This window comes from Prosthecobacter sp. (genome assembly GCF_044226605.1).
Lineage (GTDB): Bacteria > Verrucomicrobiota > Verrucomicrobiia > Verrucomicrobiales > Verrucomicrobiaceae > Prosthecobacter.
The window spans coordinates 1-19,655 of the sequence record NZ_JBGAGS010000022.1 but is presented as its reverse complement, the minus strand read 5'-3'; the positions used below and the strand labels follow the sequence as shown (position 1 = coordinate 19,655).

Below are 19,655 nucleotides of genomic sequence, written 5' to 3'. Positions count from 1 at the left end.
GTGGAAGCGGGAAGGCGCGCCCGCATCCCGTCGCGGGACCTCATTTGCCACGCCACGCGGAATCTTACTTCGCCACGCGGAATCCCTGATTTGAAAGGGAGCCGTGGCGGTCCATGCGGCCGATGTCCACGAGATTGTAGAAGGAGCAGGTCCCGGCGGAGCACCACCAGGAGCCGCCGCGTCCTGCCACGAGGCGCTGCTCGTCGCCAGCTTCCGCATCGGGGGGCAGGCCGGAGCAGTATTCGAAGACGTTGCCAATGACGTCGTAGAGGCCCCAGGCATTGGGCGGGAAGGACTTGACCGGGGCGGTGTAGCGGAAGGTGTCCTCCAGGGTGTTTTTCAGGTGGCTCTCGCCATTCCAGATGTTGGCCTGCTTGGGGTCAAATTCCTGCCCCCAGGGGTAGAGCGTGCCGGTGCCAGCACGTGCGGCGGCCTCCCATTCTTCGAGCGTGGGCAGGCGTGCACCGAGCCACTGGCAGTAGGCCTGCGCGTCTACGCCGCTGATCTGTGTCACGGGATGATTGGGGATTTCCTCCCAGCCGGGGCCGCGCCCACCCATGGGTTTGCGCCAATGAGCGCCCTTCACCTGGTCCCAAGCCCACTCCTCCATGCCTTCCACAGCCACTTTGCCAAAGCCGGTGCGCTCGGCATCGGTGACATAATGCGTGGCGGCCACGAAGGCGGCGAACTGCGCGTTGGTGGTTTCCGCCTCCGCAATACCAAAGGCTGCCAGGCGCACATGGCGCGGGGGATTTCGCGTGGACTTCTGCCCGCCGAGCGCGTGCTCACCTGCGGGTATGAGGATGAAGCGGTGCCCGTTTTTGCCCTCGACCACCACCGGCGCTTTGGACGGGGCGTCTCCGGTTTCTGCTGAGAGAGATCCGTGCAGCACGGGCAGGAGGGCGAGCTTCCTGAGGAGCGTGAGAAACCGGCGTCTCATCGGCGATGGATGATGGAATACCAAGGGAGAGTCATGCCATCGGCAGCCCGGCGCTTTTCAGGCGGCACTTCCTCGAGATAGCGCCGGGTGAGGCTCAGCACCTCGTCCCGCACGCCCTCAGTATAGGGGACATCCACCGGGTATGAGGCGTCTTTGGAGATCTTGGCTTCCCGTTTGACCTCGTCCCAGATGATATCGTCCCGCAGATAGTAGGGGATCTGCTCATAGGAGGTGTACTTTGACAACTCCGCCGCGTGCCTTTTGCGAAAGGCCGCGTGCCCTTCCTCCCGCAGGGATTTTTCCAGGGCTGAGTCCCACATGGGGCGGTAGCGCTCCTGCATGAGAAGTGTGTGCATGAGGCCTAGCATCTCCCGCTGATAAATTCGGCAGGACTTGATGGCTCTAAAATGATCCAGTGGCAGCCAGCCGGAAGGCGAGTCCAAGCGCAGCAGCGGCACCACGACCGAGGCATCCTTTTCCGCCGCCGCCACCAGCTCATGAAGCTGCTGCTCCAGGCGCAGCACCTCCGGCAGGCACTCGACCGCATTCAGGCTGCGCACCACCTGGAAAATGAGCGGGCCAAATTCGGTGCTCGTCTGCCCGCTGCGTTTGGGCCATGACTCTTCGCGGACGGCGGGCTTCTTCTCGGAAGGCGGAGCCGCAATTTTCAGCTCTTGGAGTCGGCGGACGAGCACCGGCATAACGACATCGCGGTAGGCAAGCAGGCGGTTCTGACTCTCGCCTCCGAGATTGAAGTGACGTGGAGCCAGCTGAGCGCCGGGAGGCATGGGCACATCCATGGGGATGTCCGGCACGCTCGCACACATCTGATTCCAAGAACCCGGGGTGGCGATGCATTCCTCCAGCAGCGTGGCCCCGTCCACCTTGGCGGCGGGAGGCTCCTTCCCTACCACGAAATCCTGCACCAGCCGACGTGCGTCTGCGATCACCTCCGTGGTGCCTGGCAGCAGGCCGGGAGGGTGCCGCCTCACGGCGAGCGCATGCAGGCGGCCGGTCAGCGACTCGTTCATGGGGGCATAGCCTTTCTTCTCCAGCATGCCCAGGCAGACGCCGAGGATTTCCCGCTGGAACACCAAGTTGTTGAAGAACTGCTGCTTCCATTTCACCACCGCTGCACGGTTTGGCTCGTCCTTGTAGGTGATCGATTCTGCCTCCTGCAAGCCGAGGTTTTCTTCGCCGGTTTGAATGATGGGCAGGGAGACTTTCGGCGTCTTGCCATCGTTGGCCCTGAAGGGATCGTTGGATTTGGAGTCGGCTTTTTCGATGAGCTCGCCCAGTTCCTGCTCCAGGCGCAGCAGTTCGGGCAGCAGTTCCACGGTCTGCAGCGCCTCCATGATGCGCAGCATGGTGGCGCCCAGTGCGCGGGGATTTTCAAACTTACGCGGCCCCGGGAGTGGACCGGTATCGCCCGGAGCATCGTGCAAATCGTTCAAGCCTTTCGCCAGCTTTTGCACCTCGGCGCTGAGGGGCGGTGCTGGCGGGATGCTTTCCCAGTGGAAATCTTTGAGCCGCAGACCAAGCTCCTCCACGATCTCCTTCCGTTGGGAGGAGAGAGCGACGATGGTGTCCTTCGACAAAAAATACTCCTGCGAGACAATGGTGCCGTAACCATGCAGCGGCACGGAGTAGAACTGGCCCACCGGGCTGTCATCCCGGCAGAGCTGCCCATAGTCGCCGGGCCACCAGATGGAGCGGTCCAGCAAGTCGGCGGCGCTTTCTCCCCGGAGGGACGATGAAAGGCAGGCACCAAAGCCGAGGGCAAGCACCAGCAAGATTTTCGTATGCATTTTCCCGTGAGCCTAACACGCCGCGCTGGGAATGGGAAGGGTGCGAAGAGGAAGGAACGGGCGTTACAGAGTCGGCGCATCCACTGCATCTCAATCCCGGCTCCGAAGCGCCTGACAACCTACACGCGTGCGGTGGCGCGGTTGTCCAAAAACCACTGGTAGGTGTGCGCGACGCCGTGGCGGAAGTCGGTGCGGGCTTTCCAGCCGAGCTTTTCCATACGGCTGACATCGAGCAGGCGGCGGGGGTTGCCGTCTGGCTGCGTGGTGTCCCAGAGAACTTCACCCGAGTAGCCGACGATCTCGCTGATGATCTGCGCGGCCTCGCGGATGCTGATTTCCCAGCCGCAGCCGATATTGATGATGTCGGGGCTGCTGTAGTTCTCCAGCAGGAAGGCGCAGGCGGAGGCGAGGTCGTCCACAAAAAGAAACTCGCGCTTGGGGCTGCCGCTGCCCCAGAGGGTGACGGAGGACTTGCCCTGAACTTTGGCTTCATGGAAGCGGCGGATCAGGGAAGGCAGCACGTGGGAATGCTCGGGGTCAAAGTTGTCGTAGGGGCCGTAGAGATTGGCCGGCATGCCGCAGATGAAGTCGCGGCCGAACTGATGACGGTACCCCTGGCAGAGCTTGATGCCGGCGATCTTGGCCACGCCATAAGGCGCATTCGTCTCCTCCATCGGCCCGGTCATGAGGCTGTCTTCGCGGATGGGCATTTCCACGACTTTCGGATAAATGCAGGTGCTGCCGAGGAAGAGAAGCTTCTGGGTATCGAAACGATGAGCAGCAGAGAGGACGCTGTTTTGAATCTGCAGATTGTTGAGAAGGAAATCCACCGGGTGGGTGTAGCTGGCCTTGATGCCGCCCACAGTCGCAGCGGCGAGGATGACCTGATCGGGCTTCTCAGCGGCAAAGAAAGCGTCCGTGGCATGCTGGTCGCGAAGATCGAGCTCTTCCTTCGTGCGGGTGATGATCTGCCACTCCGGCTTGCTGGCGTAGTGACGCAGCAAGGCGCGCCCGACAAGGCCCCGGTGACCGCTGATGAAAAGTTTGCCGCCTGATGAAGACATGCATTCATGCCTAGCTGAGGTGGGTGCGGTGTCCAGCAGAGCTTAGCGTTCGGAGTTTAAAGTTTGAAGTTTAAAAGCTCGAAGCTGGCAGGCGCAAATTTGTGCACGCTGTTCCCTGCTAAATGCTTGAGGCACTGAAGCTTCTTCAAGAAGCTTTTCCGCGGCCGCCACTCTTTGAAAGAGTGGCGACCCCTACGAGAATCGAACTCGTGTCGCATCCGTGAAAGGGATGTGTCCTAACCGCTAGACGAAGGGGTCTTTTGTTTTCCGCTCGGATTGAGCGGGCGGAGATAGTGCGTTCGATGTTAAATTCCGCAAGAGAAAAATGATGAAGTTTTGAAATCATTTTTTTCGTCGCCGGGATCACCAAGAGAATGCAGTGCAAAAGTTCTCAATATGCCCGCCCCGGGAGCACGGATTGTGTAAGACCAAAGGGTCGATGACATGATGCTTTTGATGCAGTCGATACCACGGGCACGAAAAACATGCTTCGCCGGCGCATGGCATGATGGATGCTGAACAATGATTCAGATGTTTTGAAAAGCGGCGAAAAACCTTGAACTCTGCGGCAAAATATTTAACCTCGCTTAATTAACTCAAATGCTGAGGTATTTGTTTATAAAAACTAGATTTTTCATACGGACTTGCTATTTTGTTAAGTCGGGTCGCTTCATCTTCCGATGAGTTTTTCGTTCCGAAGTTTGTTCCAGCGCGGAGCCGGTTCTAGCGAACCGGGGCACGGCGCTGAGCAGAACTTCGCGGGAGCACATCCACCGAGAGTGACTGGCACAGCACACAGTAGTTCATCATCCATGCAAGCGCCTCCATCACTCCAGTCTTCAGCCGGTGCATCCCCCTTCCAGGTGGGGGGCAGTCCGCTTTTTAGAACTGCGGGAAATGAACCGATCGCGGCGCCGCCTATCAATTCAGCCTCGGGAATGTCCCCTTTCAGCATCGCAGGAGCCACACCAACCCATTCTCCTCTCACCGTAGGAGATGTGATCAACCAACTGCCACCCGAAGTGGTGCGCATGGGGGCGCTGCCGGCAGAGCAGCCGCTTTCTCTCCCCCCTTCCCTGCTGGAAAACGCGCTGCGGAGCGGTCAGGCGGCTCTGCCCGTGTTTGAGCTGTATCGCGTGTGCCCGGCCCTGTTTCAGGTGCCGATCTCGCCGCAGGATCCACGCATGGTGCAGTTGCCTGCGTCGAAGCTTCCAGGATTGATCGCACAGGCCAAGGAAAGCAGCGCCGGAGCCCCCGGAGCTGCGCCTTCGCCTTTTTCCCTGGGGCAGCCGGTGGCGACGCCGCATGCACCCGCAGGCTCGCCGTTCCAAATGCCGCCCCCTGCCGCAGAGGCTCCGGGTGCAGCACAGCCTGGCGGATCGCCGTTCTCTCTGGGCGGCAGCCCGGCAGGCTCACCATTCAGCATGCCGCAGCCCAGTGGTATGCCTGCTGGATCTCCCTTCGCCCTTGGGGGAAGCCCTGCGGGGTCTCCCTTCGGCATGCCGCAGCAGTCTCCTTCCGCAGCAGCGCCAGCCACGCCTGCGGCGTCTCCGTTTTCACTGGGAGGCAGTCCGGCAGGTTCGCCGTTTAGCATGCCGCAGCAGACCGCGGCGGCACCTGCCTCGCCGGGGGGATCTCCTTTTTCTCTCGGAGGCAGTCCTGCGGGATCGCCCTTCAGCATGCCCCAGCAGCCTTCTTCGACGGCGGCATCTGCGCCGCCTGTAGGGTCGCCGTTTTCGATGGGTGGAAATGCGGGTGGCTCGCCTTTTGGCCAAGCACAGCCGCCTGCCTCCGCGGCGGCGCCAGCGCCAGCTACGGGATCGCCTTTTTCGTTGGGCGGGGGCCTTGGAAATTCGCCTTTCGGTCAGCCACAGCAGACCGCGCCCGCACCTGCGGCAGGCTCGCCATTCGCGCTGGGTGGGAGTTCGGCAGGCTCGCCTTTTGGTCAGCCACAGCAGCCAGCAGCTACAGCGGCCCCTTTGTTTGCCCCGGCACCCGCAGAAAATCTCGCGGCTTCAGGAGCCCAGCCTCAGGCATCCATTTCCGTGCTGTTCACCCCGCAGGCGCAGCAGCGGGCGTCCACACCTTCGGACATGACGGCACCGCCTTCGATGCCGTTTGGCTCTCCATTTGTGTCTGCCATGAAGGAAGCGGCCCCGCAGCCAGAGGCACAGGCGATGAATGCCTTTGCGCCTGCACCGCAGCCACCCGCAGCGGCACAAGCGCATGCACCGGCACCCGTGCCCGCTCCAGCACCAACGTCTGCTCCGGGCAACGGCCTTTCGGCAAATGGCATGGCCAAGCTGGGATTCGCGACGGTATTGAGCGGATACAGCATGGATGAACTCGGCTTCAATCCGATCACGCTGCCGGCATGGATCACCACGAGTGTGCCGGCAAACGTGCTGCAGGAGCAGATGTCGTCCGGAAACATCGTGGTGGAACTCGGCCTGCTGATCGACGGAGTTTCAGACATTGGATTCCGCAACACCCTCACCACCGCCAGACGTGACTGCCGCATCAAGCTGCCGCAGAATGAAGTGTTTCATGCACTGACCAACATGAGCGCAGCCCCGGCCGCTGCAGGCATGCTTGCCAGTCCTTCCCCTGCCCCGGCAGCCGCCCCCGGCCCCATGCGCCTCTCGGTGCAGCCAAACCCGCAGCAAAATCCCGCTCAGCCGCCCCCGCAGAATTCGCAGTCCCTGTTCGCGCCCGCTGCGCCCCAGCCCCTGGCAGCACCCGCAGCAGCGCCGGCCACGCCGATGTTTGCAGCCGCGCTGAATCCCTTCCTCCAAAGCGCGCCATCGGAAGCACCCGCGCCCGCTTTGACTCTGAACCCGGCGCAGTCTTCGGGCGGGCCACCGCAGTTTTCCTTTGCTGCGCCAGCGCCCACTCCAGCCGCACCTGCGTCTGCCTTTGGCGCCACGCCTTCGGCCTTCGCTCCAGCGGCATCTGCGGAACCTCCACAGGCAGCTGCGCAGCCCGCTGCGGGGTCGCTCTTTGCCCCAGCAGCGGCACCGGCTCCGGCCATCCCCTCTGGGCCGATGCAACCTCTGGCTTCGGCCTTCCAGGCCTTTGGTGGCAAGCCACCAGCCAGCACCAGCACGCCAAGCTCTCCCCTGGCAGGAACGGCCAAACCCTTCGACCCATTTGCTTCCCCAGCGACTGGCGCATTGTCTTCGAAAGCGCCAATGGAAACGGGCTTCAGCAGTGCGCAATTGCTGGGACAGGTGCCGCCGACGCAGCATCCTGCGCCCGCCTTTGCTCCAGCGCCTGAGAAGCAGCCTGCGGCGAGCTTTTTTGCCCCGCCCGCAGCGGCTTCTGCGCCCGCGCCTGCGCCGTTCCAGCCCACCCCTTCCTTTGCCCCAGCTCTGGAGGAGATCCCAGCCGTCTCCCCGCCGGCTCCGATGTTGCAACCCGCATCGAGAGGACTCTTCAACACTCCTGCACCGGCCCCGGCGGCGAAAGAACCGAAGCCCGCTGCCGCCTTCCTTTCACAGCCAACCCCGGCATCGGCACCCGCTCCAGCCCCGGCAAAAATGGCGGCAGTGAAACATTCCTACCTCGGCCTGGCACCGCTGGATACCCAGACGGACCAGCTGCTGCTGCGCGCCCTGCTTGGCACGGAGGAAAACCTGGCCGCGCCGCGCGTCGTGGAACTGCTGGCCCTGCAGACCGGCCTCAGCGCCTGCGTCTGCCTGCATGGCTCCCATGTTCTGAGCCACGCAGATGCCTCCAAGCCCGATGCGGCGGAATTTCAACGGCAGGCACCGGACATCGCGCGACAGCTGCGCGGACTGGCGCCGATGATCGGCATCGAAGGCGCGGAAACTTTCACGCTCAATGCTGGAGGCCGCCTGCTGACCTTCTGCTTCCCGGGAGAAACCATCATCGGTGTGCTGCACGATGCCGAACCCTCCACGGGCATGCGCGACAAGATCACCCTCATCGCCCGAGAGCTCTCCCGCATGCTGGGCTGATCCGGCCTTTTTCCTGCGGCAGGCTGCGGAATTCATCCCCTGTCATTCGTTCTTTCTCCTGCCATGCCCAGCATCAACCACGAAGACCGCACGGTCAGCTTCAAGATCGTGTACTGCGGCTCTCCGCTCTGCGGGAAGACGTCCAACCTCCAGCAGATCCACGCCAAGCTGGACCCGAATGGATGCAGCGACCTGGTCTCCCTCTCCACCGCGCAGGACCGCACGCTGTTTTTTGATTTCCTGGCCGTGGAGGCCGATGCGCTGCCAGGGTACAAGACCACTTTCCACCTCTACACAGTGCCGGGACAGGTGACGTACAATGCCACGCTGCAGCTCGTGCTGCGGCAGGCGGATGGCGTGGTCTTTGTTGCGGACTCGCAGATGGACCGCCAGCGCGACAACCTGCAGTCTCTGCAGAGCCTGGATGCCAACCTGCGCATGAACGACAGCTCGCTCGAACGGCTCCCCATCGTCATTCAGTACAACAAGCGCGATCTGCCCAATGCCGCGCCGGTGGAGTACATGGAGTACCTTTTCAACAACCGGCCCACGCCGTTTCTCAGCTTTGAATCCGACGCACGCAGCGGCCGCAACGTGCTGGCAACGCTGAACGCCATCTCCCAGGCGGTGCTGCATCAGTTCCGCCTGCGCGCCGCGCCCCCGGACAGCACCTCCGCCAAGCCGCATGAGCTGCCGACGCATGCCCTCGCTGCGTGAACCCAGCTTAAATCCTTTAACTTTAAACATGCAACTCACCGCCCTCGCCTCCCTGCCTGAAGTCATTCAAGCGGCCATCGCCGATGACGCAGGGCGGCTGCTGGATTGCGCCGGACACGGCGAGCCGCCGACTGCCGCGATCCTGGTGCTGGCGCATGCCACTCTGGCAGCAGCCTGCGAGTTGGGGCGGAGATCGGGGAGTGGCGACTGCCTGGAAATTATTCAGCTGCATGAGGCGGGAGTCATCTATCTGCACGGCCTGCCGCAGCGGCGTGTGCTCATGGTGCGCTGCCAGAGCGTGGCGGTGATCCCGGAACTGCGCATCGCCTGCCAGGGACTGGCCAAGCCGATCACGACCCGTGTGCGGCCCATGAGTGCGCCGACCATGGGCCTGGCCGATGCGCTGCATGCGGAACCGGCGTGGTGAGGGGTGGGGCTGCGAAATGGGAACGTGGAGGGTGAACAGGCTTGTGCTCGAATAAAATCTTCAAGCCCCTCGTTGCGCATGTGATTGTCGTAGGACGACAGCCCACCCGTCTGCCAGCGTACGGCAAGCAACATTGCGCGTGAATGCGCTCAGGGTCGGACGGTTTGGCGGAGGCCATCGCGGGCAAAATCAAACCTTCGACGCCAAACACATCCAACCTACGATTTGCTCGCTGCGCTGTCCGAAAACAAGTCTAATTGGCTTTGAGCTTTCCGCTTTTCGCGTCTTCATCCTGCCGTGCGTTTCATTCTGCCTCTCTTGATCCTTCTCGTCTGCGCCATTCCCGCGCGGGCGCTGGAGCGCTTTGATTTCTCCGCGCCGCTGATGTTCACCACCTTCCGCATTTCTCTGCATTCGGAGAGCAGGGAGAAGGCGGAGGCGGCGGTGGAGGCAGCGTTCAAAAAGATCGCGGGCCTGAATGCCGTGTTCTCGGATTATGAGCCGAACAGCGAGCTGATGCAGCTATGCAATGCGGGGCCGGACAAGGCTTTTAAACCAAGCGAGGATCTGTATGCGCTGGTGAAGCGGTCGCAGGAACTCGCGGAGCTGACGGAGGGGGCGTTTGACATCACCTGCGGAAATCTGACCCACCTGTGGCGGCGCACCAAGCGCACTCACAAGCTGCCGCCCGCAGACCGCCTGCAGCAGGCGCTTGCCGCCACGGATTGGCGCGCGGTGCGGCTGGATGAAAAGGCGCAGACTCTCACGCTGACAAAGCCGGGCATGCTGCTGGATGTGGGAGGCATCGCCAAAGGTTATGCGGCGGATGCGGGGCTGAAGGTACTGCGGGAGCATGGCATCACACGGGCGCTGGTGATGGCGGGCGGAGACATCGCCATCGGCGATCCGCCACCGGGAGAGGACGCATGGGAGATCAAGCTGCGACAGTTTACGAAGGAGTCGCCGGAGGAGGATCTCATCGCCGTGCGCCTGCACAACTGCGGCGTCTCGACCTCAGGAGATCTGTATCAGTTTACCGAGATCGAAGGCACGCGGTACTCGCACATCGTTTCGCCAAAGACGGGGATGGGACTGACCCAACGAATCGCCTGCTCGGTGATCGCGCCGGATTGCACGACGAGCGATGCACTGGCCACGGCGATGTGTGTGCTGGGCCGGGAGCGCGGAGAGAAAGCAGCGGCACAGCTGAAAGGTGTGACGGTGAAGTTTGCGGAATGAGCTAACAAGAGCTGAGGTGAAATAATGACAGATCCAACAACCCTGATGAGCCCCCTATGGACAAGACTGAAGAAATCATCAATCTGATCTGGGATAAAGAGGTTTACTACCTCGTTTCTGCCGGCAAAGACGCCCCGGCGGAGCGTGAACTGAAGGAGTACGCTTCAAGCATCGGCATCCCCCTTCCCCAAGATTATCTGTACCACGCAACGGGGTACTGGGGTGGCCTCTACCTCGAGGTGAGGGAGGAATACTGGCCACGTCACAAAGCTTTTGATGTGGGTCCCTTCTGGAGTTTTTTGTATGGCCTGTATGTTTATGCGTTCAGTGATGAAGCCCCCGATTGGATGCAGGTCAAGCTTGCCACCGAGAGGTTTCAGGAAATGGGACATCAGGTCATGCCGATCCTGAAAGTCGTGGGAGATGCGGACATTTATTGCTTCAACCAGCAGGGCAAAATTCAAAGATATTCCCACGAAGAAGACTCATTCGAGGATTACGAGGGCGGATTCTTCGATCTGTTGCGTCATGAATTTCTGGAGCTGGAACAACGCAGGAAAAACAAGCTGGCTCAACTGAGCGAGAATCGCCGGTGAGCCGTAGCGATGCTGGACGCCTATGAAAAGCCGGCGGCGTGAGACAGAGCACCCGTAAACTATCGCTTCTTTTTCGAGTTCCTCAGGACGTGACGCCTGCCCACGATCGCCTCCCCTAGATCTGCGGCTCCCCGCTGTCAGGGGGCGGAAGACGGTCTTCGACTTCGCTGAGAGGCATGCTGTGCACATTTGGCAGAAGCTTGCTGCGGTCGGCGATGGTGGCGAAGATGTAGAACAGGCCGGGGATGATGAGCAGACCGACCAGGGTGCCCAGCAGCATGCCGCCGGCTGCGGAGGCGCCAATGGTCTTGTTGGCAATGGCACCGGCCCCCGAGGCGCGCAGCAGTGGAAGCATGCCGGCGATGAAGGCGAAGGAGGTCATCAAGATGGGGCGGAAACGGACGCGCGCACCCTCGATGGCAGCCTCACGGATGGACATGCCTTTCTGATGACGCTGCGAGGCGAACTCGACAATGAGGATGGCATTTTTTCCCAGCAGGCCCACGAGCATGATGAGGCCGACCTGGGCGTAGATGTCATTGTCCAGGCCGATAGTATTGAGCAGGAGGAAGGAGCCCATGACACCGATGGGCAGCGAGAGGATGACGGCCAGCGGAAGGACGAAGCTCTCATACTGCCCGACGAGGACGAGATAGACGAACAGGATGACGACGATGAAGATGTAAATCGCCTCATTGCCGCGGTCGACTTCATCAAAGGACAGGCCGGCCCAGCCGATGTCATAGCCGCGCGGCAGAGTCTTGGCGGCGACTTCCTGAATGGCCTTGATGGCGTCTCCGCTGCTGTAGCCGGGAGCGGGCGCGCCTTGGATGGACGGCGCGGGGTAGGCATTGTAGCGGGTGATTTCATTGAGACCCTGCGTCTCCTTGAGCGTGAGGAATTCGGAGTAAGGCACCATCTCGCCGTCTTCATTGCCCACATACATGTCCTTGAGGTCCTTCGGCAGGGCGCGGTAGCGCGGCTCGGCCTGAACGTAGAGCTTGAAGAAGCGGCCAAAGCGCACAAAGCCCTGCTCGTAGGTGCTGCCGACCATGATGCCAAGATTATCCATGGCCGTCTTGATCGAGACGCCCTTCTGCATGGCGGCCTGGTTGTCAATGACGAGCTCGATCTGGGGATAGTTGGCGCTGAAGAAGGTGAAGAGGCCGCTGAGCTCCTTGCGCTTGTGCAGGGCCTCCATGAACTGGTCATTCACAACCTGCAGGCGGTCGTAGTCGCCGCTGCTCGTGATGTCGAGGAGGCGAAGCGAGAATCCGCCCGCGGCACCGTACCCGGGCACGGCGGGGGGCTCGTAAAATTCGATTTTGGCACCGGCGATGGCGCGGCATTTTTCTTTTAGCTCCTGCACTATCTCTGGCACCGTCCGGCTGCGCTTGGACCATTCCTCCATGTCGATGAGGCAGGTGCCGGCATTGGATCCGCGGCCTTCCGTGAGCACTTCGTAACCGGCCAGCGAGGAGATGGATTTGACGCCTTCGATCTTCTTGGCGATGTCCCGCAGCTCACGCGATTTCGCATACGTGCGCTCCAGGGTGGAGCCGGGCGGAGTCTGGATGATGGCGTAAATCATGCCCTGGTCTTCCGCGGGAATGAATCCGGGCGAAAGCTGGCTGTTGATGAAGTAGGCGGCGGTCGTGGCCAGGACAAGAACGGCGATGGTGACCAGACGGCGGTGGACGATCAGTTTGAGAAGGCTGACGTAAACATCGGTGATCCGGTCAAAGATGCGGTTAAAGTGGCCGAGCAACCAAGCAACAGGACCTTTGCGGTGGTGCCGTGGCTGCGGCTCGTGCCCCTCATTCCTCAGGAGCATGGCGCAAAGGACCGGAGTGAGCGTGAGCGCCATGACGCCGGAGAGCACAATGGCCGCCGCCATGGTGATGGAGAACTGGCGGTAGAACACCCCCACAGGTCCGGACATGAACGTGACGGGCACAAACACCGCCGTCATGACGAGGGTGATGGCGATGACCGCACCGGCAATCTCCTGAATGACGTGCAGGGTGGCCTCATAGGGCGTGAGACTGGTGCCGTGCATGCGTGCGTGTACGGCCTCGACGACGACGATGGGGTCGTCCACGACGATGCCGATGGCGAGGACGAGGGCAAAGAGGGTGATCAGATTGATGCTGACCCCAAACATCTGCATGAGGAAGAAAGCGCCCACGAGCGAGACGGGCACCGCCAGAGTGGGAATAAGCGTGGAACGCCAGTCCCCCAGGAAAACGAAGACGACGAGAGCCACGAGCACGAAGGCCTCCACCAGGGTGTGCAGCACCTTCTCAATGGAGGCGTCGAGGAAGGCGGAGACGTCGTAGCTGATCTCGTAGTCCATGCCGGCAGGGAAGGACTTTTTCTTGACCAGCTCGAGCTTGGTCTTGATGGCCTTGATGACTTCGGCGGCATTGCTGCCGTAGCTCTGCTTGATGACGATGGCGGCGGAAGGATGGCCGTTCAGGTCAGAATAGAGGTCATAAAATTCGCTGCCGAGCTCGATGTCCGCGACGTCTTTCAGGCGGAGAATTTCTCCCTGCCGGGTGGCGCGGAGAATGACTTTTTCATATTCCTCAGCCCTGCTGTACCTGCCTTTGTACGTGAGCACATACTCGAGGGACTGGGAGGCTCTGCTGTCGGCACGCCCGAGCCGCCCCGGCGTGCCGATGACACTCTGCTCCTCCAGGGCTTTCATGATCTTCTCCGTGGAGATGTTGTAGGCGCGCATGCGGTCGGGCTTGAGCCAGACGCGCATGGCGAACTGCCGGGTGCCGAGGATCCTGGTGGAGCCGACGCCTCGGATGCGGCTGAGCTCCGGCAGGAGGCTGATGTAGGCGTAGTTGAACAGGAACTGCATGTCCGCGTTCTCGTCCGTGCTGTAGAGGTTCAGGTACATCAGCATGTTGGGGCTGACGTTCGTGACGATGATGCCCTCCCGCTGCACCAGCGGCGGAAGCTGGTTTTTCACCTGATTGACGCGGTTCACCACATTCACGGTGGCCTGGTTCGGATCGGTGCCCAGATGGAAAACGACCTGGATGGTGGCCTCTCCGGCGCTGGTGGCGTCAGAGATCATGTACTTCATGTCCTGCACGCCATTGATGGAAAGGTCCAGCTGGCTGAGCACGGACTCCTCCAGCACCTTGGCGCTGGCACCGGGGTAGGTGATGTTCACCAGCACGACCACCGGGGCCACATTAGGGAACTGCGACACCGGCATCCGCAGGATCGAGAGTCCTCCCAGAAACAGGATGATCAATGAGATCACAATAGCCAGAGCTGGCCGCTGGAGGACCTTCGAAAACATGGGTTGGATATCTTTCGTCCGGCCGCTGTAAAACGGCTGCCTTTACTCAGCCTTCAGCTTGAGGTGCTTGTACGCCTCTTCTGACTTCACAAACTCATACTCGTGCGCCTTCGCACCATCATGCGCCTGCCGCAGCCCTTCAAAAATGATTCGGTCAGATTCGGTGACGCCACTGCCGACGACGAAGAGGTCCTCCAGTTCATCGGTGACCGTGAGCTTCACCTGATGAAGGATTTCGTCCTTGTCCACGGTGAATGCATAGTGCTCGCCATCGAGCTCGAAGGTGGACTTCTGCGGAATGAGCACCACGTTTTTGAGAGCTTTGGTCATCTGGATGTTGCCGGTCTCACCATGGCGGAGGAGGCGGTCGGGGTTCGGGAAGTCCGCGCGGAACTGGATGGTGCCGGTGCGGTTGTCGAACTCACCTTCGATGACATTGATGCGGCCTTTCTGGTTGAAGACCTGGCCGTTGGCCATGATGAGGCTGACCTGCTTGCTCTCTTCGGACTGCTCATGAGAGGCGTACTCCAGGTATTCGGCCTCGGGAACATTGAAGTAGACCCACATCTCGCTGTTATCCGAGAGGGTGGTGAGCAGATCGCCCTCGTTGACGAGGCTGCCATTCCGGAGGCGCAGGCGGTCCATGAGCCCGGAGAACGGAGCCTTGATGTCGGTGAAGCCGAGATGGGCCTGCTTGAGATTGACCGCAGCCAGCTTGTCATCCCATTCAGCCTTGGCCATGGCCAGTTCCTTGTCCGAGACGACGGACGTTTCGGTGAGGCGCTTGGTGTTTTCGTATTTGACCTGGGCGACCTTGGCATCGGCCTCGGCACTTTTCAGCTCGGCCTGATAGGCGAGCGCGAGGATCTTGAACATCGGGTCCCCCACTTTGACGAGCTGACCTTCATTAACGAAGATCTTCTCCAGATAGCCGCGCTCCAGAGCACGGATCTCAATGTTTCGGCAGGAGCGGATCTGGCAGACAAACTCATGCTTGAGATCGGTGTCACGCCGGATCGGATTGGTAAGCAGCAGCTGGGACTCTTCCTCCTCCTCTTCCGCGTGTGCATGCGCGTGGCCGCTCTCTTTGCAGCCGGTGAGGGAGAAACTGGCCAGCATGCCAACGCACATGAACGCCTTCCATGCGGCACCTTGAAGCCCTCCTGTTTTGAATTTTCCAGCAGATTCAAAAAATCTGACGACAACGTTTTTCAATCGGGGTCTCATAGGGATGCACGATACTAAGCCGACACGCTTCAAAGTAAAGTGAAGCAACGCGTGGCGGCGGGCACGAGTGCATGCGAGGCGTGTGGAGGCCCTCAAAGGGCGAATAACACCAAAGACGCAGATAGGATGAAAGCCTATGCCGAATACCAAGCGTGAAAAAGGAAGCATTCCGAACGCTGCGCCGTGAAACAGAGACATGAACAAGAGCGCGATGGAGCAGACGAATGCTAATGACATCTCCTATGCCACGTCCTGCACTGAGAGGATCAGTTCATCCCCGCTCAAAGGGTGTCATTTTTCCTTCGAAATCCGCCCCATTTTTAGAGCGTGGCGAGCAGATGACAACGAACTCGAACAGGAGTCCATTGTTCGTGCCCTCATTCAAATGAATGCAGCCCGCAGAAAAGGCTGCACCTTGACCTCGGACTAAGGCGCAGCCCTGCAAAAGCAATCAGGCCCTTAGGTTTCTCATTGCCGCCCCGAGCCTGTGGCGCATGCTTGTGCATGACTTCTTCTGGTCTGCGCAAAAGTCTTGATGTGGTGGCGGTACTCGAAGCGGCCAAAGGGATTGTTGTACTTTTGGCGGGCTTCGGTTTGCTGGGGCTCCTGCACCGGGATCTGCACGAGCTGAGCGCGCAGGTCGTGAGACAAATGCATCTGAATCCGGCGAGGAAGTATCCGCATATTTTCATCGACCTGATGTCATCGCTCAATGACCAGCGGCTGTGGATGATGGCGGGGATGGCGCTGCTGTACTCCACCATCCGTCTGGTGGAGGCCTACGGGCTGTGGAAACAGCGAACCTGGGCGGAGTGGCTGGCGCTGGTGGGTGGCTGCATTTACCTGCCGCTGGAGGTGTATGGGATCTACCGGAAGGTCACCTTCGTTCACGTCTCGGCGCTGGTGGTCAATCTGGTGATCGTGCTGCTCATGGCCAAAGTGCTGCTGCAAAAACGCCGCACCAAGGAGGCGCAGGTGGGCTGAACCTGCGTGCGGGAGCGGCCGATTTTCAACTTCCTTGCCAAGGTCTTACACCGTTCTGACACATCCCGCGGGGGCTGTGCGACTCTACCACCAGACAACGAGAGCGGAGCAAGACCGCCGGTCTGACAAACAAATTTCAGTAGTGAGTGGTTCCTGCATGGCTGTTGGTACGCACTTCCAAAAAACGGGGCGGATCGGGTGATCCGCCCCGCTTTTTTTTACAGCGGAATCCAGTGCCCGCCTTCCCATCTGAAGAATCAAGGAACCATCACGGCGGGCAGACGCGATGAAGGGATGACAACCGTCTCATTGCCATGAAGCCTGCGCAGATCGCCGCGACCCTGCTGCTCACCGCCTTTCCTTCGCTGGCACCTGCGGGCACCATGAAGCTGCCGGAGGTGATGCCCGCAGTGACTGCCAGCCTGCCGGACGACTGGATGCCGAAAAGGTCCGAAATCGGCGTGCTGGCCGAGTCTCCGGACAATGTGGCCAGCATCTATCTGGAGGTGGTGGCGGAGGAGGAAACGGAATCTCTCATCGAAGACAGCATCAAATGGCTGACGGAAAAGTACGGGGTGAGCGTGGACACCGCCACTAAGACACCGAAAGATTTCGAGGATGACGGGCGAAAATGGAAGCGCTTCTCCTGGACCGGAAACAGCAAGGAATGGGGACCAACGGTGATTGGATTTCTCTCAACCGATGCAGGCGGTGGGAAGCTGCTCACCGTGACGTACTGGATCTCAAAGCGAGACAGTGAGAAGAGCCTGGAAACACTGGGCAAGATCTTCAAAAGTGTGAAGCCCGTTCCTTGATGCATCATCTTTTTCGTGCTGCTTTATTCCCTTCACACCGAGCGCTGTCTTCTGAACTCTCCCGGAGTCATGCCGGAGCGCTTGCGAAAGGCCTCGGCCATGTATTGCGGATGGGTGAAGCCGCAGCGAGCGGCAATGGCATCGAGCGTGAGATCGGTCTGCGTGAGCAGCTTTTCCACGGCGGCAAATCGGATGCGGTTGATCTCTTCGCCGGGGCTGCGACCAATGAGTGCCTTCATGCGGCGCTCGAGCACGCTGCGTGAGAGGGCGGTCTCGCGTGCCACACGCGTTACGTCGATCTGTTCCGTTGCATGCTGGCGGATGAATCGCAAGGCGGCGGCGATGCGGGGATCTTCCACCGCGACGATGTCGCTGGACTGACGCACGACGATGTCTCCGGGGGCGAGCAGGTGTTTTTCGCCCTGCTTTGGGATGCGCTGCTTGGACATCCATTCATCGAGGATGCGCGCGGCCTCATAGCCCACGGCCTGGCCGCGCAGACGCACGCTGGAAAGCGGTGGCGAGGCGGTGTCGCACAGCATGTTGTCATTCTCCGCGCCGACGACGGCGACCTCTTCCGGCACGGCGATGCCCGCACGCCGTGCGGCATCGAGCAGCCAGAAGCCGAGCTGATCATTCACGGCAAAGATGCCCACGGGCTTCTCCAACGAGATGAGCCATTCGGAGAACGCACGCTGGTGTTCGTCCCAGCGGAGAGACTTTTTTTTGCCTGCGCCGCCCGATTTGAACACGGAGCACTCAAAGCCATGCGCGCGTAGCGTCTTCGCGAAGAACTCGCTGCGCTCAACGAAGAAGGCCTCCGAGGTGTCGATGCAGCAGGCAAAGCGGTGGAAGCCGCGATTGCGCAGATGCTCCGCCACGCGGGTGCCCACGATGCTGTTGTCCATGCCGACAAAGGGAAACGAATGAGGCAGCACGGTGGTGCGCAGCTCGATGACGGGCAGCTTGGTGGCCTTGAGCTGACGTAGCAGCGCGTCATCGACGGTGCGGGAGAGGATGCCGTCGCCGGGCCAGTCTTTGAGCCAGTCGGGGAAGCGGCTGCGCAGATCGCGCGGCTCAAGGTAGAGCGACCACGGCCCATGCTCAGCCACGTAACGCCGCACGCCGCGCACGATGTCACGCCCGTACGAACGTGAGGTATCGACGAGGACGGCGACCTGCGGGATGCGGCTGGGGTTTGAGCGTGGACGCATGGTGAGATGCAAACGGGAAGCAGCCCCCGGAAGCAAGCAGGAATCGTCGTGGCAGGCACTGAGATTATTTTTTGTAACGAAATAACGGGGGACGGGTTATGTGTGTAACATGCGTTCCCGTCGCTCTTCCATCTCCCCTGCCCTCCTGCTGAAAATGGGCGGTGCTGTTTTTGTCTCGGCCTGCCTCGCGGCGTCTTCGCAGTTGCCGCCCAATGTGGTGAAGATCACCACGGATGATCAATACCGGCGCATTCAGGCCAATGGCATTCCTGACCACACGCCGGGCCAGTTTCCAAACCGGCACAATCCGAATGTGATCGGGCCGCAGAGCTATGACTACAAAGTGCCGCTGCACCCGAAGGTAGCGGAGAAGCCCTCGCCCTTTCGCATGCAGCCCTTTGGCATCGCGGTGAATGGCGTGGTGTTTGATCCCTTCGCCGCGGAGTGGTGGCAGGGAAATCCTGGCAGCGGCTGGCAGTATGAACCGCATGGCGGCGCGATCGATCTCGGGCTGGATGCCAGCAACGCGCATGTGCAGCCAAACGGGGCCTATCATTACCATGGCATCCCAAACGGTCTCGTCGAAAAAGCCGGTGGCGACAAAACCAAAATGGTGCTCGTGGGCTGGGCTGCGGACGGCTTTCCCATCTATAACCAGTGGGGCCACAGCGAGGCGAAAAACGCCAGCAGCCCGCTGAAGAAACTCGCCTCCAGCTACGGCATCAAAAAAGGCACGCGCCCCGCGGACTCTCCCGGTGGCAAGTATGACGGCGCCTTTGTGCAGGACTACGAATACATCGAGGGCAAAGGAGATCTGGATGCGAGCAACGGTCGCTTCGGTGTGACGCAAGAGTTTCCCGAGGGCACCTACCACTACGTGCTCACCGACACCTATCCCTACATCCCGCGCCAGTTTGCCGGCACGCCCGACGCCAGCTTTGAACGCCGTGGACCTCCCGGTGGTGGCTTTGGCCCGCCCGGCCGTGGCAGGCGTGGTGGTCCAGGAGGCCCCGGCGGCCCTGGAGGACCTCCCGGCGGACCAGGAATGCGCCCACCGCCAGGGTTTGGCCCGCCTCCGTTTTGACATCCCCACGGCTCATTTCCGGAAAGCGTACGCCATGAGACGCTCGACGGAGGCTTGAGGACAAGCCTCCCTACCCTGCGCCGCGCATACGCGCAGGCCCAGCGCAGGTAGGGCGGGCTGTCCAGGCTGTGTGAAAACTATTTCACCGGTTTGACCGGGGGCGTTCATGCGCAACAAGATGGGCATGAGCCACCTTCGAGGAACTGATCGCAGCGAACTGCAGATGCTGCCGCCATGC

15 protein-coding genes and 1 tRNA gene are annotated in these 19,655 nt (G+C 60.8%); 8 read left to right on the top strand and 8 right to left on the bottom strand.

The genetic code is table 11. The annotated features are described in order from the left end of the window. Window positions 1-64: 64 nt before the first annotated feature. The 5 genes from ACILSO_RS25555 to ACILSO_RS25535 form a co-directional block, all read right to left on the bottom strand. Window positions 65-940 carry a formylglycine-generating enzyme family protein gene (locus ACILSO_RS25555; RefSeq protein ID WP_395740312.1) on the bottom strand — a complete coding sequence of 292 codons (876 nt, stop codon included), beginning with the start codon at window positions 938-940 and terminating at the stop codon, window positions 65-67. Next, on the bottom strand, window positions 937-2,748 hold the full coding sequence (locus ACILSO_RS25550; RefSeq protein ID WP_395740311.1) for a hypothetical protein: 1,812 nt from the start codon (window positions 2,746-2,748) through the stop codon (window positions 937-939). The genes ACILSO_RS25555 and ACILSO_RS25550 overlap by 4 nt, the downstream gene beginning before the upstream one ends. Window positions 2,749-2,867: 119 nt before the next feature. Next, complete coding sequence (locus ACILSO_RS25545) at window positions 2,868-3,812, bottom strand: GDP-L-fucose synthase family protein (RefSeq protein ID WP_395740310.1); 945 nt, start codon at window positions 3,810-3,812, stop codon at window positions 2,868-2,870. Window positions 3,813-3,995: 183 nt separating this feature from the next. Next, a tRNA-Glu gene (locus tag ACILSO_RS25540) sits at window positions 3,996-4,070 on the bottom strand. An 895-nt stretch (window positions 4,071-4,965) separates the two neighbouring features. Next, entirely contained in the window at window positions 4,966-5,493 is a 528-nt protein-coding gene (locus ACILSO_RS25535; RefSeq protein ID WP_395740309.1) for a hypothetical protein, read from the bottom strand. 460 nt (window positions 5,494-5,953) lie between these two features. On the opposite strand from ACILSO_RS25535, the gene ACILSO_RS25530 reads away from it, so the two are divergent. The 5 genes from ACILSO_RS25530 (at window position 5,954) to ACILSO_RS25510 (ending at window position 10,771) form a co-directional block, all read left to right on the top strand. After that, the gene (locus ACILSO_RS25530) at window positions 5,954-7,792 is read left to right on the top strand and encodes a hypothetical protein (protein WP_395740308.1); all 1,839 of its coding nucleotides are present in this window, start codon (window positions 5,954-5,956) and stop codon (window positions 7,790-7,792) included. Between the two features lie 63 nt (window positions 7,793-7,855). Then, complete coding sequence (locus ACILSO_RS25525; protein ID WP_395740307.1) at window positions 7,856-8,509, top strand: GTP-binding protein; 654 nt, start codon at window positions 7,856-7,858, stop codon at window positions 8,507-8,509. 28 nt (window positions 8,510-8,537) lie between these two features. Continuing rightward, window positions 8,538-8,936, top strand: coding sequence for a hypothetical protein (locus tag ACILSO_RS25520; protein WP_395740306.1), 399 nt, complete (start codon window positions 8,538-8,540; stop codon window positions 8,934-8,936). 297 nt (window positions 8,937-9,233) lie between these two features. Further along, window positions 9,234-10,175 carry an FAD:protein FMN transferase gene (locus ACILSO_RS25515; RefSeq protein WP_395740305.1) on the top strand — a complete coding sequence of 314 codons (942 nt, stop codon included), beginning with the start codon at window positions 9,234-9,236 and terminating at the stop codon, window positions 10,173-10,175. Between the two features lie 56 nt (window positions 10,176-10,231). Then, window positions 10,232-10,771 carry a hypothetical protein gene (locus ACILSO_RS25510; protein ID WP_395740304.1) on the top strand — a complete coding sequence of 180 codons (540 nt, stop codon included), beginning with the start codon at window positions 10,232-10,234 and terminating at the stop codon, window positions 10,769-10,771. A gap of 115 nt (window positions 10,772-10,886) precedes the next feature. On the opposite strand, the gene ACILSO_RS25505 is transcribed toward ACILSO_RS25510, so the two are convergent. Both ACILSO_RS25505 and ACILSO_RS25500 read right to left on the bottom strand, forming a co-directional pair. Then, on the bottom strand, window positions 10,887-14,093 hold the full coding sequence (locus ACILSO_RS25505; protein WP_395740303.1) for an efflux RND transporter permease subunit: 3,207 nt from the start codon (window positions 14,091-14,093) through the stop codon (window positions 10,887-10,889). A gap of 42 nt (window positions 14,094-14,135) precedes the next feature. Next, the gene (locus ACILSO_RS25500) at window positions 14,136-15,212 is read right to left on the bottom strand and encodes an efflux RND transporter periplasmic adaptor subunit (protein ID WP_395740302.1); all 1,077 of its coding nucleotides are present in this window, start codon (window positions 15,210-15,212) and stop codon (window positions 14,136-14,138) included. A gap of 612 nt (window positions 15,213-15,824) precedes the next feature. On the opposite strand from ACILSO_RS25500, the gene ACILSO_RS25495 reads away from it, so the two are divergent. Together ACILSO_RS25495 and ACILSO_RS25490 are read left to right on the top strand one after the other, a co-directional pair. Continuing rightward, window positions 15,825-16,304 carry a DUF2127 domain-containing protein gene (locus ACILSO_RS25495; RefSeq protein ID WP_395740301.1) on the top strand — a complete coding sequence of 160 codons (480 nt, stop codon included), beginning with the start codon at window positions 15,825-15,827 and terminating at the stop codon, window positions 16,302-16,304. Window positions 16,305-16,618: 314 nt separating this feature from the next. Next, a complete protein-coding gene (locus ACILSO_RS25490) occupies window positions 16,619-17,119 on the top strand; it encodes a hypothetical protein (RefSeq protein WP_395740300.1) in 501 nt (166 codons plus the stop codon). Window positions 17,120-17,151: 32 nt separating this feature from the next. Here the strand turns inward: ACILSO_RS25490 and ACILSO_RS25485 are convergent, their stop codons facing one another. Beyond that, the gene (locus ACILSO_RS25485; protein WP_395740299.1) at window positions 17,152-18,333 is read right to left on the bottom strand and encodes a substrate-binding domain-containing protein; all 1,182 of its coding nucleotides are present in this window, start codon (window positions 18,331-18,333) and stop codon (window positions 17,152-17,154) included. Between the two features lie 109 nt (window positions 18,334-18,442). On the opposite strand from ACILSO_RS25485, the gene ACILSO_RS25480 reads away from it, so the two are divergent. Further along, entirely contained in the window at window positions 18,443-19,417 is a 975-nt protein-coding gene (locus ACILSO_RS25480; protein WP_395740298.1) for a YHYH protein, read from the top strand. Window positions 19,418-19,655 lie beyond the last annotated feature (238 nt).